This is a genomic window from Hyphomicrobium sp., from assembly GCF_041659645.1.
In the GTDB taxonomy this organism is placed as follows: Bacteria; Pseudomonadota; Alphaproteobacteria; order Rhizobiales; family Hyphomicrobiaceae; genus Hyphomicrobium_B.
Genome location: NZ_JBAZXX010000002.1, coordinates 953,842 through 970,394, shown reverse-complemented (window position 1 = coordinate 970,394; position 16,553 = coordinate 953,842). Strand labels below are relative to the sequence as shown.

Below are 16,553 nucleotides of genomic sequence, written 5' to 3'. Positions count from 1 at the left end.
TCGGCCGGACGTTAGGGGACTGTCATGGTAGCCAATGCAGCCGACGAGCAGAGAGCCACGGACCGCTTGAAAACCTCACTTGAGCAGGCGACTGCGATCTTCGCGGAAAAGAACATCCGGTTCACCGATCTCCGTCGCAAGGTCTTCGAGGAAATCGCCTCGACCCATGCGAGCGTCGGTGCTTACGAGGTGCTTGATCGCCTCGCCAAGAAGGGCACGCGGTTAGCGCCGATCTCGGTCTACCGGGCGCTGGACGCGCTGCTCGAAGCCGGCGTCGTCCATCGTCTCGAAAGTAAGAACGCCTATTTCGCATGTCGGCGCATGGATAAGCCGCGCACCGGCCGTCCGCCGATCTTCCTGAGCTGCGAGAAATGCGGCACCGTCCAGGAGGTCGACGGCGACGATATTTTCCGCGCCATCGACACCGCCGCGAACGGAGCCGAATTCGAGACGCGAGTCCGTTTCGTCGAAGTATCGGGCACCTGCCACGACTGCGTTGCCGCGCGCCGCAACGCCTGAGACGGAGAGAATTTCTTTTGTCGGTTTTCGATACAAGCGGTAAGCCGCTCCCGGACGATGCAGACCCGATTGGCTCTGCGGCGTGCAGCTGCGGACACCATCATCATGGCCACGCGCCCGCGCCCGAAACCGCCGGTCGGATTGACGCGGAAGCGCTAATATCCGCACGCGGGCTGACGATGAAGCGCGGCAGCCGCGAAGTTTTGTCGAACGTCGATCTCGACGTCTGTCGCGGTGAGATCGTCACGGTCATCGGCCCGAACGGCGCCGGCAAGACCACGCTCGTCCGCCTTCTGCTCGGCATCGAACAACCGACGCAGGGGCGCATAGTGAAACCGGCGTCGACCCGCATCGGCTACGTTCCGCAGCGGTTCGACGTCGACTCGACGATCCCGATGACGGTCGCCTCATTCCTAGCGCTCGGCGCTGAGGCCAAGCCAAAGGACATCGAGCGGGCGTTGGACGAGGCGGGTGCGGTCAGAACGCTCAATCAGCAGCTTTCGAAGCTTTCCGGTGGCGAGACCCAGCGAGTGCTGATCACCCGCGCGCTTCTTCGCCGCCCGAATCTTCTCATCCTCGACGAACCCGCGAGCGGCGTTGATTTCACTGGCGAAGCCGAACTCTACGATTTGATCGGCCGTCTTCGCGACACCCACAATTTCGGCGTTCTGCTCGTCTCCCACGATCTTCATGTCGTCATGGCTCGCAGCGATCGCGTCATCTGCCTCAACGGCCACGTCTGCTGCTCAGGGAAACCGGAAGACGTCTCGCAGCACGCGTCTTATGTCCGCATTTTCGGACCGCGAGCCGCCACGGCGCTCGGCGTCTATCGCCACCATCACGATCATCATCACGATCTGACCGGCGAAGCCCTGCCGCTCAACAACGAGCCGCTCAACGAACTCCGTCCGGATGAAACAGCAGCACCAGGGCGAGGCTCCTGAGTGTTTGAATGGCCCGATCCGTTCGTCTGGCGCGCTTTCTTCGCGGCTGCCGGTCTCGCCGTCGTCGCGGCGCCGCTCGGCTGCATCGTCGTCTGGCGGCGCATGTCGTATGTCGGCGAGACGCTGTCGCAAGCGGGCCTCTTGGGCGTCGCGCTTGGTCTCGCAGCGAATATCAATCTAACCCTGGCGGTCATCCTGGCGGCGATCGCGGCGGCGGGTATTCTGACGCTCCTCCAGCGGCAACAGACGGTGCCGCTCGATTCCGCGCTGGGCTTGATGCATCACGCCACGCTCGCCCTCGGGATCGTCGCGATCTCGCTGGTGAAGGGTCCGGCCATCGACCTCATGAGCTACCTCTTCGGGGATGTCTTCGCCGTCACCAGCAATGACCTCATCTGGATTTACGGCGGCGGCGCGGTCGTCATGGCGATCACTTTCTTTCTGTGGAAACCATTGGTGCGCCTGTCGCTGCACGAAGATCTAGCAACCGCCGAGGGTATCAATCCGCGCCTGTCGCGGACGGCATTCGACATTTTGCTCGCCGTCGTCATCGCCGTGGCTATGAAAATCGTCGGCGTCCTGCTCGTCATGGCGTTTTTGGTCGTCCCCGCCGTTGCCGCCCGGCCACTATCCACAACCCCCGAGCGGATGGCGGTTCTGGCCGCCGGAATAGCGTTTCTGGGCGTTATCCTCGGCCTTTGGGTGTCTCTATCGAGCGATGCGCCGGGTGGCCCCAGCATCGTCATCGCCCTGTGTACAATCGCGGCCATATCGCTTCTGGCGGGAAGCCGCAGAGGGCGCTAGAACACGGCCACAGAGATCGGAAAGGCTATACGATGTTGCACAGCGACAGCATCACGATGAAAGCCCGTCACCAGACGACTGCGGTGAGCGTCGGCGGTGTCCAGGTCGGCGGCGGCGCGCCGGTTGTCGTTCAGTCGATGACCAACACCGACACGGCTGACATTGCGGGCACGGTGAAGCAGGTCGCCGATCTCGCGCGCGCCGGATCCGAGCTTGTCCGCATTACCGTCGACCGTGACGAAGCCGCCAAGGCCGTCCCCCACATCCGCGACCAGCTCCGGAAACGCGGCGTCACCGTGCCCCTGATCGGTGATTTCCATTACATCGGCCACAAGCTGTTGGCTGAAAATCCCGCGTGCGCCGAAGCGCTCGACAAATATCGCATCAATCCCGGCAACGTCGGCTTCAAGGACAAGAAGGACAAGCAGTTCGGCGCCATCATCGAAATGGCGCTGGAACACCGCAAAGCCGTCCGCATCGGCGTCAACTGGGGCTCACTCGATGGCGAGCTGCTGACGCATCTGATGGACGAGAATGCCAAGGCCACGCAGCCGAAATCCGCGCGCAGCGTCATGCACGAAGCCATGGTGCAGTCGGCGTTGATGTCGGCCGAACGCGCCGAGGAAATGGGACTTGGCGCCAACAAGATCATCGTCTCGGGCAAGGTGTCGTCGGTCCAGGATCTCTTGGCCGTCTACGCCATGCTCGCCGATCGTTGCCGCTACGCACTGCATCTCGGCCTGACGGAAGCCGGCATGGGTTCGAAGGGCATCGTTGCCTCCTCCGCAGCGCTCGGCATTCTGCTGCAACAGGGCATCGGCGACACCATCCGCTATTCGTTAACGCCCGAGCCCGGCGGCGACCGCGCTCAAGAAGTCCGCGCGGCGCAGGAACTCCTGCAGACGATGGGCCTGCGCTCTTTCGTACCCGTCGTCGCGGCGTGCCCCGGTTGCGGCCGCACCACCTCGACCGTTTTCCAAGAGCTCGCGCGCGACATCCAGAACATGATCCGCGATCGTATGCCGGACTGGAAGACGCAGTATCCAGGCGTCGAGGCGCTGAACTTTGCGGTGATGGGCTGCATCGTCAACGGCCCCGGCGAGAGCAAGCATGCCGACGTCGGCATTTCGCTGCCAGGCACCGGGGAATCGCCGGCCGCCCCAGTCTTCATCGACGGCAAGAAGGCCATGACCTTGCGCGGTCCGAACATCGCCGGCGACTTCAAGACCATCGTCGAGGATTATATCGCCCGCCGTTTCACCGTGGACGCCGTTGCTGGCGGCGAGGCGGCGGAATAGCCGTTCGTCTGATCTTCACCAAAACGATATTTCTTAAGCAATTCATGGAAAATCGCTGCTCTGGCGCAGCGTTTGCGACGATCCTGCGCTCGCACTATGGTCGGTCGATGTTGTATCGAGACGACCGGTCACCACCGCTCCCGATGGACCTAGCGCAGTGCGGACGCGTTGCCGATCGGTGCATCGCCACCTGCCATCAAGGATTTTTCTGAGAATGAGCGAAGGAATAAGCACGCTCGAGCGCCACATCGTCATCGGCGCCGGACCCGTCGGATTGGCGATGGCAGCGGCACTGAAGCGCCGCGGCATTCCCTTCGATCTGATCGAGGCGGCGCCCGGTGTTGGCGGCAACTGGCTGCACGGCGTTTATCGCAGCGCGCACATTGTCTCCTCTAAGAAGGCGACCGAATACGCCGATTATCCGATGCCGGACGACTTTCCGGATTTTCCATCCGCCGATCAGATGCTCAGTTACCTGACGGACTTCGCCAAGGATCGCGGGCTTCTCTCGTCCGCCGAATTCGACAAAAAAGTTGTGCTCGCCAAGCCCGACGGTGCGGGCCGCTGGACAGTCAAATTCGAAGACGGCGAGGAGCGCACCTACAAGGGCGTCGTCGTCTGCAACGGCCATCACTGGGATAAGCGCTATCCGACATTCCGCGGCGCCTTCACCGGCGAGATGCTTCATTCCAAGGATTATACCGGTCCCGCGCAGGTCGAAGGCAAGAGCGTGCTCGTCATCGGCGGCGGCAACTCCGGCGTCGATATGGCGGTTGATGCGGGGCGCTTTGGCAAATCGTGCGATATCAGTTTGCAGTCGGGTTATTGGTATTTACCGAAAACATTTTTCGGTCGCCCGTTGACGGATATTCCGATTTGGGGACTGCCGATCTTCCTTCAGCGCGCTATTTTGAAATCGATCGTCGCCATTACCATCGGTGATTATCGCCGTTACGGATTGCAGCGTCCGAACCATAAGATTTTCGATCGGCATCCCGCGTTCGGCACCGATCTCTTGAATGCCATTCGTCTCGGCCGCGTGAAGCCGCGCCCCGCGGTCGAACGCGTCGACGGCGAAACCGTGACGTTCGTCGATGGCACGACCGGCGCTTACGACATGATCGTCGCCGCAACAGGATTTAACACCTCGTTCCCGTTCCTTCCCGAAGGTCTCGTCGAAGTGAAGCACAACGTCGTGCAGGTTTATGGCGGCGCATTTCCGCCCGGCGCGCGCGGACTTTATCTCGTCGGTTGGGCGCAAGCGCGAAACGGCTTCGGCCGCTTGATCACGCCGCTGTCTGATCTTTATGCGCGTATGATCGCGCTACAGGATGAACTCGAGCTTCCGCTCGGTACACTCATGGAGAGTTCATTTACACAAAGTTTGCCGACGACCCATTTGGTCGATCCGGAGAAATCGCGCCGCGAGATTAAGCTCGCGTATTGGATATTGCCGCTCCTTAAGCTGCGCGACCGTCGCCTCTCCCGTAAGCAGAAAATCAACTCGGACAAACGAGGGATGGCCGAGAACGCCTGATTGCGCTTAATCAACGCGTTATTAGGATCCGCCCGCTAAGAGGGGCATTTCGGAAATACTTAGCGGCACGCAGTCGCTATTGCATACCAGCGTATCGGTTTGTGCATCGGCAATGTCCAATTGGAACCCCAAATGGGTGGTTGGCGTTAGATGCGCACGGTGGGCCACAAGCCTAGTACAAAGACGGGGTTCAAAAATGAAATCGCAATTCGCTAAGTCGCTTTTGGCGAGCGCAGCTCTGCTCGCGTTGACTGCAAGCAGCAGCGCTTTTGCAGCAGATCTCGGACCGTATCAGCCATATACGCCGCCGCCCGCTCCGGAAGTTGAGTACAGCGCTCCTTCCATTTGGGAAGGCGCATACGTCGGCGTCAACGGCGGTTACGGCTGGTCGAATTCGTCTTTCACCGAGCCAGAAGGTGGCTTCGGCGGCGGCCAGATCGGTTACAATTGGCAGCGCGGACGTTTCGTGTTTGGCGTCGAAGGTGACATTCAGGCTGCCGACATCAGCGGCCGCGCCTACGATCCTTTTAGCGACGCCACGGCGCATTCCGACGTGAACTGGTTTTCAACCGTTCGTGGCCGTCTCGGCTTCACGAGTGGCCCGCTGCTCATCTACGGAACCGGCGGTCTCGCCGTTGCCGATTTCGACACCCATGTTCGCGTCGACGATCTCCACTTTCGCGATTCAAATACCGACGTCGGCTATGCTGTGGGCGGCGGTGTCGAATGGGCCTTCGCGCCGAACTGGAGCATGAAGGCTGAATATCTCTATCTCGGCTTCGGTGACGACACGCTCTCGAGCGGTGATCGCATCAACAACGATTTCCAGGCCGTCCGCGTCGGTCTGAACTACAAGTTCCATTAATCGTCTGCGCCCTCTCTCGCTAGCTGTCGCGACGGCCCATCAGTCGCGCGGCTTCGGCGAGAGGTTCCGCTTTCCGTCCGAACACGTTGAGGGCTGCGATAGCCGCCGCGATCGAACGATCGAGGTGGCTACGCGCCTCTTTGATTCCGAGCATCCCGATAAGCGTGGCTTTGCCCGCGGCGGCATCCTTGCCGGTGGCTTTGCCAGTGTCCGCGCTCGATCCCTCGGCATCGAGCAGATCGTCGCTGATCTGGAAGGCGACACCGAGGTGTTCGCCGTAGGTCTTGAGCGCCGCACGTTCTTCAGACTTCGCGCCGCCGACAATAGCTCCCATCTCGCACGCCGCCGTAATGAGCGCACCGGTCTTCATCGCCTGTAGCCGCATGATGCTCTCGATCGTCGGCTCCGGCTGACCCTCAAGCTTCCCCGCTTCGAGATCGAGCTGCTGCCCGCCGACCATGCCGACCGAACCCGACGCGACGGCGAGAACGTGCACGAGGTCGGCCCTGACGCTCGGATTGTCGTTGCTTTCGGGCGCGGCGACGAGTTCGAAGGCGAACGCCTGTAGCGCGTCGCCGACGAGGATGGCCGTCCATTCGTCGAACGCCTTCCAGACCGTCGGGCGCCCGCGACGCAATTCGTCGTTGTCCATCGACGGTAGGTCGTCATGGACGAGCGAGTAGCAATGAATGCACTCGATAGCCCCGGCCGCTGGCAGGGCCGCCTCCTGAGCTGCGCCAAAAAGCGCAGCGCTTTGAAATACGAGGAACGGCCGGAAACGCTTGCCACCGCCGAGGACTGCATGGCGAATGGCTTCCGCCAGACGCGGCGGTGTGCCTTCGCTCTCCTGTTTGGCAAGGACGGCCGCTAAATAGGCTTCCACGACTGTTGCGGAGTTGCCAAGCTGGACAAGAAAAGGTGACACTGCCTTATGCTCTCCCCCGAGGATCTATTCGCCGCTCAAACATGGCCATGGTTGGGCGTTATTGCCGACGCGGTAACACAACGTCATTGATTGAAGCAAAGCATGGATCGGCCGGACGAGACATCGGGGTTATCTGCCGCGCCGACCGCGACTCTGTCGGAAAACAAACCGGCCGCCACGGCTGCGGCTCCAAATGCCGTCCAAAATGCCATGTTTGAACGGCCGCCGCCCCGCCCGCTTCCGCCGCGCGCTTTTTTCCCCACCCCATCGGCCGCCCCGAGTTCAACCGTCGACGATACCGCGCCCGCCCTCACGCCCGGCCCTGAGCCGCTGAGCGAAGTCGAGCCACACGCCGAACCGGCGCCTGAACTTGCCCTTGAACCGGCTCCTGAGCCAACCATCCCCGACGGCCCTCTTTCCGCCGATATGGCATTTTCCGCGATCGATGCCGAAGTATCGTCCCGCTCGCTCTTCGCGGTCGAAACCGCCGCCACCGATACCGCCGCTGCCAGGGCGCTTCGCGAGATAAAGCCGCACAAACCCATCGAGATTTCCGAACTCGTTCTGCCTGCGCCGACCCCATTCGCGAGCCCGGATCTCGGCCACACGATCCCGCAGCGGATGCTCGAGCCGCGCCTTGAGATCGCGCCGCCTCCGCAGGCCTTCGAACGCTTGCGGATCGACCCGTCGATGCAGCGCGGCATTCCCCTGCCCGTCGAGGAGGATAAGCCGCAGGTCGTGAAGCCGCCGCCCGCACGGAATTATTGGGCGGTTCTGAAGCGCGGTGTCAGGCTTCTCGCCTGGATCGCCATCGGCTGGCTCGCGCTCGTTCTAGCCTTGATCGTCGCCTACCGTTTCGTCGATCCACCCGCATCGACGCTGATGCTGCGAAATTGGCTCACCGGCCAGGATGTCGTTCAGAAATGGGTGCCGTTCGAGCAGATTTCGCCGAATGTCGTCCGCGCCGTGCTGCTGAGCGAAGACGGCCGTTTCTGCCAGCATTCCGGCATCGACCTCGAAGCCATCGAGAACGCGATCGAGAACATCGACGGCCGCTCCCGTGGCGGCAGCACGATCTCGATGCAGGTCGTCAAAAATCTCTTTCTCTGGCCATCGAAAAGTTACATCCGGAAGGCCATCGAGCTGCCGCTGACCTTCGTGATGGAGTTGATCTGGACGAAACGCCGGATCATGGAAGTTTACCTCAATATCGTCGAATGGGGGCCGGGCATATTCGGCATCGGCGCGGCGGCCGCATACCATTTCGACAAACCGGCCCGGAACCTTTCCGTCCGGGATGCGGCCCGCCTCGCGGTCTCGCTCCCTAACCCCTTGGAACGCAACGCGGGCCGGCCGGGACCCGGGTTGCAGCGCCTTGCTAATGCAATCCAGGTTCGAATGCGCTTGGCCCCGTCCAGCCAGCTCGCCTGCGTCCTGTCGAGAAGCCCCTATTAAGAGGCGGCTGGTGGGGACTGGCTTTTCTCCTCTAACTTGCGTATAAGCCCGGCCCGAGGTACCGCGCGCCTGAGAAATGGCGCCGCCGGTTCATCCAGCAATATGACGTTCGGCATTTCCGCCGCATGTTCGGCGGACCGCCCGCAATTGCGGGTCGAGATGTCACTTTTGGAGCAACACTATGGCAGTTCCGCGCAAAAAAACCTCCCCCATGAAACGGGGCCAACGCCGCTCTCACGACGCCCTCACGGCCCCGGCGTACGTCGAAGACAAGGAAAGCGGCGAGCGCCGCCGTCCGCACCACATCGACTTGAAGTCGGGCAAGTACCGCGGCCGCCAGATTCTGCCGGCGGTTGTCGAAGAGTAATTCGGCCCCAACGGCCTGTGCTGGTTTGCGTTGCGCCGGAACCGCGAGTTCCGGCGAAGGTTGCCTTGCGCCGGTCGCCGTCGCTTGGCAAATCTAACGGGCGTGCCTATAAACCCGGGACCGCGCGTTCAACCCGGACTTGCCAGGATCTCATCTTGCCAAGTCCGGTGCGACTGAGCGTGACGGCTGGGGTGATCGAAATATCAGGAGAGATTCATGTCCGTTAGAGCCCTTCCGCTCTTGGTTCTCGCCTTCATACTTTACAACGCGATCGTCCTGACCTTGGGGAAGGGCGCATTGGACTCTCAGATCTTTGAGCTTCATCTCCTGAGCGGCGGCGATTGGACCTTCAAGTGGGGTGATTTCATTCTGCTCGTCACCCTCGTTCTGCTGTTCATCGAGATCGTGAAGTCGACCTTCACGACGACCTCGACATTGATCGATCATGCTCTGTCGATGATCGTCTTCATGGCCGTCGGCGCGGAATTCCTGCTTGTGGCTGATGCCGCGACATCGGTTTTCTTCCTTATCCTCGTCGCAACGTTGATTGATGTCATCGGCGGCTACACGATCGGCATTCGCGTTGCGCGCCGCGATCTCAACATCGGCGCCGATCACTGAACTCTGACGCGATTTTGTCGGGCCGGATCGCAAGAGCGGGCGCCCTGCGCCCGCTGATTTGCGGGCAATTGTTTATCGCTTGTTAACGAAACCAAAATAGTTTTCCTTCGACTTTGGTACCTTTCCTCCCGCGAAACGGTTGGAAGCTGACCATGAGCTATCGAGGGCCAAACGTGGTTGCCACGTCGAACGCTGACGAAAAAACTCCGGCTGCCTCGCGCGATAACCGGACACGGTCGGCCACAACGGATTTTCTCGACCCATTGACCGAGACCGAGGGGCTCGATCTCGTCGGCATCCTATCGTCCGTCGACGAGACGGCCTACGTCTGGGACCTCACGACCGGCCGCCTCGATTGGGAAAGCAATGCCGCCGAAATCCTCGGCTTCGACGACACGCGCAAAGTAGCTACCGGCGCCGCTTTTCACGCGCTTATTGCGCCGGAACATCTCAATTCCCGATTAGAGGTCTTCTCGCGCAGCGTCGGCGCCGATCGAGTCCGCGGCGTTCCTTATCGCCTCCAATACCGTCTTCGCCCCTGCGGCCAGCGCAGCGAAACCGAAATACGCGTCGAAGACCAGGGACGATGGTGGCCGGGCGCCGATGGTCATGCCGTCCGCGCTCGCGGCGTCATCCGCATCATGCACGAAGAATATCTCGAGCAGCAGCGGCAACTCGTTCGCAACGACTTCGACGAACTAACCGGTCAGCTCAATCGCGTGCGCCTCACGGACGCCCTGGGTGCCGTTCTCACGCGCGCGGAGCGCGAATACCAACCGTGCGCCTTCCTCATGATTTCGGTCAACAACCTCGCCGTGATCAACGAGACGTTCGGCATTGAAATCGGTGACCAGATCATCGCCGAGGTCGGACGCCGGATTCGCTCGAAGCAACGCGGCGGCGACGTCATCGGGCGCTACTCTTCGAACAAGTTCGGCTTGGTGATGCTCGGCTGCGGCCCGGGCGCGCTGCGGGTTGCAGCAGAGCGCTTTATCAAGGCCGTTCGCGAGACCACCATTAAAACGTCATTTGCTCAAATGACCGCAACGATTTCGCTTGGCGGCGTGATCATTCCCGATCAGGCGAAATCCGTGCACGAGGCGGTGAACTTCGCCTTACGCGCGCTCGACATCGCCAAATCGAAACGCTTCGATTGCTTCGTGGCCCACGAGCAGTTGCCTCCGGCCGAAGGCGCGCGCCTGCGCAACAAGTCGATCGCCGAAGGCGTCATCGCCGCGCTCGACGACCACCGCATGCGGCTCGTGCTTCAGCCGATGGTCTCGACGAAGACTGGCAAGCCCGAAATCTATGAGGCGCTTCTGCGTATGGAACGTCCGGACGGCAGTCTCGTGTCTGCCGGCGAGTTCGTTCCTATTGCCGAGCAACTCGGCCTCTCGCGTCTCATCGATCGCAGGACGCTGGAACTGACCGTCGACCTTCTGAAGCGGCATCACGAGCTGACGCTGTCGGTCAACGTGTCGGGCTTGACGTGTTCGGACGCGGAATGGCTGACGACATTGCGCCGCCTGACGGCCGGAAATCCCGACGTTCTGCGGCGCATGATCGTCGAGATCACCGAAACCGTCGCGCTCGAGGAACTCGACCAGTCCGTGAATTTCGTCGACACGCTGAATGAACTTGGCTGCCGTGTCGCGATCGATGACTTCGGCGCCGGCTACACCTCATTCAAGAATCTGAAGCGCCTCAACGTCGACATGGTGAAAATCGACGGCGCCTTCGTAAAAAATCTTGCGGACGACACGAGCGACCAGATTTTCGTGAAGACCATGATCGACCTCGCAAACAGCTTCGGCATGGAAACGGTTGCCGAATGGGTCGGAGATGAGCGCTCCGCACGCTTTCTCAAAGACGCAGGCATCACGTACATGCAGGGCTATTATTACGGGATGCCGTTCGACAGTTCCGATTACGTCAAAGCCGCGTAAAATCGCCGAACGACACAGGCGTCGCCCGGCGATGAATGACTACGGCCGCGACTGCGACAGCTTCTCGATTTTCTGCTGCATCGCAGAGAGCTGAGACTTCAGCTCGTTGAGTTCGTTGCGCTCGCCCTTCTGCTCAGTCGAAGAGGTCGGAGCAGTGGGATGAGTGGAAGGCTGTGCCGCGGACGGCGGAGTACCTTCGCCGCCCTTGCCACCCATCGGAGGGGATCCGAACGTCGCCCACATCGACATGGCCTGCTCGAACATCGCCATGTTCTGCCTAGCCTGCGATTGATAGAATTCGAACGCCGCCGCCGGATTTGAAAACGCCGACGCGAGCTGTTCGCGAAAACGAACTTGCTCTTTGGCCAGATGCTCAAGGCTGAACTGCAGGTAGCTCGGCACCATCCGTGCGATGCTGTCGTCGTAAAAACGAATGAGCTGGCGGAGGAACGGAATCGGCAAAAGCGCTTGCCCACCTTCGCGGCTTTCCTGCTCAACGATGATCTGCGTCAGAACACCGTGTGTAAGGTCGTCGCCGTTCTTCGCGTCGTAAACCACAAAATCTCGATCACCGCGAACCATCTTCGCGAGATCTTCGAGCGTCACGTAGGTGCTCGTCTCGGTGTTATAGAGCCGCCTGTTGGCGTACTTCTTGATAACGACCGCTTCTTTTCTGGGCGCCTGCGTTTGCGGATCTGGATTGGTCAACATCGCGTTCGCGTTCTCTTTTTCGACGGCTTATGAGCATGTTGCTGCACTGCGGCAGCGTACCACACCCTGGGGGTCTCCCGCTAGCCGTTTCTGTCACTCCTTTGGGTGGGGGAATTCCTGGGCGATTGGGCAGTCTAGGCAAGAGGTCGCAATTGCTGAAAATAACCACGCGCTGCAAACTGTTTTGGCCTTTTGAACAACGCCGTAAAAACTGGCGCGACAGCGAGGTATTCTATAGATCTTCTTGAAAAAGATGTCTGTGCCCAGGGAGGGGCAATCAATGAGCCAAGACGCTTCGACGATCGTAATTGCGGGTGCTGCACGCACGCCCGTCGGTTCTTTTAACGGTTCGCTCGCCTCGCTGCCGGCGTCGAAGCTTGGGGAAATCGCGATCAAAGCCGCGCTCCAGCGCGCCAACGTGCCCGCGGGCGATGTCTCCGAGGTAATCCTCGGACAGGTTCTGACCGCCGCCCAGGGCCAAGGTCCGGCTCGCCAAGCTTCCGTCGGTGCCGGTATTCCGGTTGATTCCCCGGCTTGGGGCATCAATCAGATTTGCGGATCGGGGCTTCGCGCCGTCGCTCTCGGCATGCAGCAGATCCAGACCGGCGGCGCGTCGATTGTCGTCGCCGGCGGCCAGGAAAGCATGAGCCAGGCGAACCACGCCGCCCACATGCGCGATGGCACCAAGATGGGCGACATCAAATTCATCGATACGATGGTGAAGGACGGCCTCTGGGACGCCTTCAATAATTATCACATGGGCACGACAGCCGAGAACGTAGCCCGTCAGTGGCAGATCACGCGCGAAGAGCAGGACAAGTTCGCAGTCGCCTCGCAGAACAAGGCAGAAGCCGCGCGCAAGGCTGGCAAGTTCAAGGACGAGATCGCGCCCGTTACCATCAAAGGGAAAAAGGGCGATACCGTCGTCGACACGGACGAATACATCAAAGACGGCGTGACTTACGACGGCATCGCGAAGCTGCGTCCTGCCTTCGATCCCAAGGAAGGCACCGTCACCGCCGCGAACGCATCCGGCATCAACGACGGCGCAGCCGTCGTCGTGCTGATGTCGGCCGAGGAAGCCAAGAAGCGCGGCATCACGCCGTTGGCGCGCATTGTTTCGTGGGCGACGACGGGCGTCGATCCGTCGATCATGGGCACGGGGCCGATCTCGGCCTCGAAGAAAGCGCTCGAGAAAGCCGGCTGGACGATCAACGATCTCGATCTGATCGAAGCCAACGAAGCCTTCGCAGCGCAGGCCATCGCGGTCAACAAGGGCCTAGGCTGGGACCTCGACAAGGTCAACGTCAACGGCGGCGCGATCGCGATCGGTCATCCGATCGGAGCGTCCGGCGCCCGCATTCTGAACACGCTCCTCTATGAGATGCAGCGCCGCGATGCCAAGAAGGGCCTCGCCACGCTCTGCATCGGCGGCGGCATGGGCGTCGCCATGTGCATCGCTCGCGACTGACCCTGATCAAATCCTTCACGCAGTCGCTCGTGATAGAGCGGCTGCGTTTCCACCCCAACTCAGAGCCCAAAACAAAAAATTCAGGGAGAGAATGCTATGGCACGGGTTGCCCTCGTCACCGGAGGCACGCGCGGCATCGGCCACGCGATTTCGATCGCTCTTAAGAGCAACGGCTATCGCGTCGCCGCGAGTTATGCCGGCAACGATGCGGCGGCTCAGGCCTTTCAAATCGAAACGGGGATTCCCGTCTACAAATTCGACGTCGGCAATTATGAAGCGACGGAAAAAGCCGTTGCGCAGATCACCAAGGACGTCGGCCCGATTGACGTGCTCGTGAACAACGCCGGCATCACCCGCGATGTCATGTTTCACAAGATGACGAAACAACAGTGGGACGACGTCATCGGCACCAACCTCAACGGTCTCTTCAACGTGACGCGTCAGGTCTGGGAAGGCATGCGCGCCCGCAAGTTCGGCCGCGTCATCAACATCTCGTCCATCAATGGCCAGAAAGGCCAGATGGGCCAGGTGAACTACTCGGCATCGAAGGCTGGCGACATCGGCTTCACGAAGGCGCTCGCGCAGGAAGGCGCCCGCGCCGGCATTACTGTCAATGTCATCTGCCCCGGCTACATCGCGACCGAAATGGTCAAGGCCGTGCCGCAGGACGTTCTTGAGAAGAGCATCCTTCCGCAGATCCCCGTTGGCCGCCTCGGCGAGCCAAGCGAGATCGCGCGCTGCGTCGCGTTCCTTGCCTCGGACGATGCGGGATTCATCACCGGTTCGACGCTGACAGCGAACGGCGGCCAGTATCTTGCCAGCTAATCTCGCTGGCGAATTGCCCGCGATCCTCTGATCTCAGAAATGAAAAAGGCCCTGCCCGGATATCCCGGCAGGGCCTTTCGCTTATCGGATCAAATCAGCTGGCGGCGTCAGCCGCGAAACCTCGACCGCACGATGCGCGGAAATTCGTCTTCGCCGCCCGCTTGCGGCTGCTGCTGCGTGTAGGCGTTCGCCGCCCGTGGGTCGGCTCCGCGCGGATCAGGGGCCTGCTGGCGACCTTCTTCGACGTTCCACCAGCGATCGCCCCCAACGCCGGGAGCACCGGGAAGCTGCGCCGGTCCAGCCTGCGGCGGCGGCGCGGCCTGACGACCTCCGTAGGCCTGCGGCTGACGCCCAGGCTGCTGCTGGGGCTGCTGTTGCTGCTGAGGCGCGGAGAACCACGCTTCGATCAGATCGAGTTCATCCGCCGAGAGACTTAGTCCCTGGCTGCGGCAGCGCGCGACGACGAAATTCCGAAACCGGCTGGCAAAAAGTCCTGCCGACGTTCCTTGCTCGAACCACGGATCGCTCTCGCTTACCACGTCGTAGATGAACCGGAGATCGTCCCGCTTGACGTCGAGGCCGAACTCACGAGCACGCTGCGTGATATTGACGAGCGTCTGTGCGCCCTGCAGCCCGTTCGTCGTAATTTCTTGCGACATGACGTCGAACAGAACGCGATATTCCGCCGGCGCCAGAGCCGGGGCTTGGCAGGCGTCGTGAATGCGAGCGATGGACTGCTGGATCTGCGTCGCGTGATCGGCGTTACGAGGCGCTGCCGTTACTGGCGGCGGTGGCGCGGGTTGCGGAGCCTGGGCGCGCGGCAACTCCCGGCGCGGCTCGGGCTGATAGCTCGCGGTTGGAGCCTGCACCACAGGCGGCTGACGCCGCGGCGTCAACGCAGCGGGTGTTGGCGCAGCTTGAACCGGAGGCACGCTGTATTCAGGCATGCGAGCCATCGGCTGAGACGCCGCAGCGATGGGCGGGGCCGGTGGCGCGGAAGTCCGGTCGATGTAGCGCGACTGCGGAACGACAGCCTGATAGGGGCGCTCAAGCGCGGGAGCCGCTGGCGCCTGTGGCGGCGCAGCGCGGGCCGGACTGAGCATAGCTTGTTGCGGACGCTGCGCCTCGGCACGGGCGGGCTCCGGTGCGTACTCGCGGCGCTGAGGCTGCGGCTCAGCAGCGGGCGGAGCCAATTGCGGAGCGATAAGCCCCGTCGCCGAGATATGCCGGTTGGCGTCGAACACCGTGTAAGGCGCTGTATCGCTCAAATGGATGTCTTCGGGAAGATCCGTCAGAAGCAGATCGCGGAACGATCCGTAACCGCCCCAGTTCGTCCCGACCGTCTTATCGCGGCCGACGATGCGAACGGCGCGATCCGCAAGCGTCTCGAGTGGGACCGCCTGGGGCGCGTTGCGGACGAACTCCACGACTTCGGCGAGAATGGCTTTCCGTGCGGCTTCGACATCGATGGTCATGGCCGGGGCTGCGATTTCACGCGGGCTCTCGCCCGAAATCGCGCGGTTGCTCGTCAATAGCGCGATAAGGGACGACTCGCGGATCTCACCGTCACTGATGGCCGTGTAAGGCTGCGCTGTGTGATCGTTCGCGAACACGACGGTGCGCCGCGCATGCGCGCGCAGGCGATGCAGCAAAGGCGTGAAGTCGGCGTCGCCCGACAGGATAATGAACTCATCGAAGTGCGTATCGTGGTTGAGAATATCGCGAACGTCCATCACGATGCGGATGTCGGCGGAATTCTTCAGCTGCGCGGTCAGCGGCGGGCAATCGATCACTTCGAATCCCGAGCGCAGGAAATGATGCCGGATGAACGGAAACGAGTTCATGTCCGTCGAATTGTCGTGCGTGTTCCGGCGGGGCACCGGATTGCCGTAGCAGCGGTTCATTACGATGCGCCGCTCGCCGGGCAGCGAGAACGCATTCGTCGCGGTGATGAGTTCGCCCGACGCAATGCCCTGCAGCCACACGCTGCTGTCTTTGGCAAAGCGCTTCGCGGCTTCTTCGTTTTTGCGTTTCAGCGATAGATAGATGTTGTCGTAATCGACGAACATCGTCGTAAGGACGGGTCCTGAGGACTCGCGTTTCATGGACTAACCCCCGTGAATCGGAACGTGATTCGCTTTTCACTTTTTACGAGTCGAACGCGGCCAGCAAGGAGCGCCACTGCGCTCTTGCACAAAAGAGACAATTAACCCGTGGATGGAGGTCCAAGGCGCCACGCGCTAGGCCAATTGCTCTGGGGACGGC

At 61.3% G+C, this 16,553-nt stretch carries 15 protein-coding genes; 12 read left to right on the top strand and 3 right to left on the bottom strand.

From position 1 onward, the window contains the following. Positions 1-24 precede the first annotated feature (24 nt). The 6 genes from WC811_RS09610 (at position 25) to WC811_RS09585 (ending at position 5,967) form a co-directional block, all read left to right on the top strand. Positions 25-519 carry a Fur family transcriptional regulator gene (locus tag WC811_RS09610; RefSeq protein ID WP_372643566.1) on the top strand — a complete coding sequence of 165 codons (495 nt, stop codon included), beginning with the start codon at positions 25-27 and terminating at the stop codon, positions 517-519. Between the two features lie 17 nt (positions 520-536). Continuing rightward, the gene (locus WC811_RS09605) at positions 537-1,463 is read left to right on the top strand and encodes an ATP-binding cassette domain-containing protein (protein ID WP_372643563.1); all 927 of its coding nucleotides are present in this window, start codon (positions 537-539) and stop codon (positions 1,461-1,463) included. Further along, positions 1,464-2,267 carry a metal ABC transporter permease gene (locus tag WC811_RS09600; RefSeq protein ID WP_372643560.1) on the top strand — a complete coding sequence of 268 codons (804 nt, stop codon included), beginning with the start codon at positions 1,464-1,466 and terminating at the stop codon, positions 2,265-2,267. It begins immediately after the preceding gene. A gap of 32 nt (positions 2,268-2,299) precedes the next feature. Further along, positions 2,300-3,565, top strand: a complete 1,266-nt coding sequence (gene ispG / locus WC811_RS09595) for a flavodoxin-dependent (E)-4-hydroxy-3-methylbut-2-enyl-diphosphate synthase (protein WP_372643557.1) — start codon at positions 2,300-2,302, stop codon at positions 3,563-3,565. A 214-nt stretch (positions 3,566-3,779) separates the two neighbouring features. Continuing rightward, the gene (locus tag WC811_RS09590; protein ID WP_372643555.1) at positions 3,780-5,102 is read left to right on the top strand and encodes a flavin-containing monooxygenase; all 1,323 of its coding nucleotides are present in this window, start codon (positions 3,780-3,782) and stop codon (positions 5,100-5,102) included. Positions 5,103-5,298: 196 nt separating this feature from the next. Then, complete coding sequence (locus WC811_RS09585; RefSeq protein ID WP_372643553.1) at positions 5,299-5,967, top strand: outer membrane protein; 669 nt, start codon at positions 5,299-5,301, stop codon at positions 5,965-5,967. Positions 5,968-5,986: 19 nt separating this feature from the next. Here WC811_RS09585 and WC811_RS09580 read toward each other — a convergent pair whose 3' ends face one another. Further along, positions 5,987-6,892 (bottom strand): polyprenyl synthetase family protein, encoded by a 906-nt coding sequence (locus WC811_RS09580; RefSeq protein ID WP_372643550.1) that lies wholly within the window; start codon positions 6,890-6,892, stop codon positions 5,987-5,989. Between the two features lie 102 nt (positions 6,893-6,994). Here WC811_RS09580 and mtgA point away from each other — a divergent pair, with 102 nt between their 5' ends. The 4 genes from mtgA (at position 6,995) to WC811_RS09560 (ending at position 11,281) form a co-directional block, all read left to right on the top strand. After that, entirely contained in the window at positions 6,995-8,347 is a 1,353-nt protein-coding gene (mtgA, locus tag WC811_RS09575; RefSeq protein WP_372643548.1) for a monofunctional biosynthetic peptidoglycan transglycosylase, read from the top strand. A gap of 181 nt (positions 8,348-8,528) precedes the next feature. Continuing rightward, positions 8,529-8,714 (top strand): 50S ribosomal protein L32, encoded by a 186-nt coding sequence (rpmF, locus tag WC811_RS09570; RefSeq protein WP_372643545.1) that lies wholly within the window; start codon positions 8,529-8,531, stop codon positions 8,712-8,714. A gap of 216 nt (positions 8,715-8,930) precedes the next feature. Continuing rightward, complete coding sequence (locus WC811_RS09565) at positions 8,931-9,335, top strand: hypothetical protein (RefSeq protein WP_372643542.1); 405 nt, start codon at positions 8,931-8,933, stop codon at positions 9,333-9,335. Between the two features lie 152 nt (positions 9,336-9,487). Beyond that, positions 9,488-11,281, top strand: a complete 1,794-nt coding sequence (locus tag WC811_RS09560; protein ID WP_372643539.1) for an EAL domain-containing protein — start codon at positions 9,488-9,490, stop codon at positions 11,279-11,281. Positions 11,282-11,320: 39 nt separating this feature from the next. Here the strand turns inward: WC811_RS09560 and phaR are convergent, their stop codons facing one another. Continuing rightward, positions 11,321-11,992, bottom strand: coding sequence for a polyhydroxyalkanoate synthesis repressor PhaR (gene phaR, locus WC811_RS09555; protein WP_372643536.1), 672 nt, complete (start codon positions 11,990-11,992; stop codon positions 11,321-11,323). Positions 11,993-12,272: 280 nt separating this feature from the next. Here phaR and WC811_RS09550 point away from each other — a divergent pair, with 280 nt between their 5' ends. Together WC811_RS09550 and phbB are read left to right on the top strand one after the other, a co-directional pair. After that, positions 12,273-13,463 carry an acetyl-CoA C-acetyltransferase gene (locus WC811_RS09550; RefSeq protein ID WP_372643534.1) on the top strand — a complete coding sequence of 397 codons (1,191 nt, stop codon included), beginning with the start codon at positions 12,273-12,275 and terminating at the stop codon, positions 13,461-13,463. A gap of 96 nt (positions 13,464-13,559) precedes the next feature. Then, positions 13,560-14,288, top strand: a complete 729-nt coding sequence (gene phbB / locus WC811_RS09545) for an acetoacetyl-CoA reductase (RefSeq protein WP_372643531.1) — start codon at positions 13,560-13,562, stop codon at positions 14,286-14,288. A gap of 107 nt (positions 14,289-14,395) precedes the next feature. Here the strand turns inward: phbB and WC811_RS09540 are convergent, their stop codons facing one another. Beyond that, a complete protein-coding gene (locus WC811_RS09540) occupies positions 14,396-16,393 on the bottom strand; it encodes an NYN domain-containing protein (protein WP_372643528.1) in 1,998 nt (665 codons plus the stop codon). Positions 16,394-16,553: the final 160 nt, after the last annotated feature.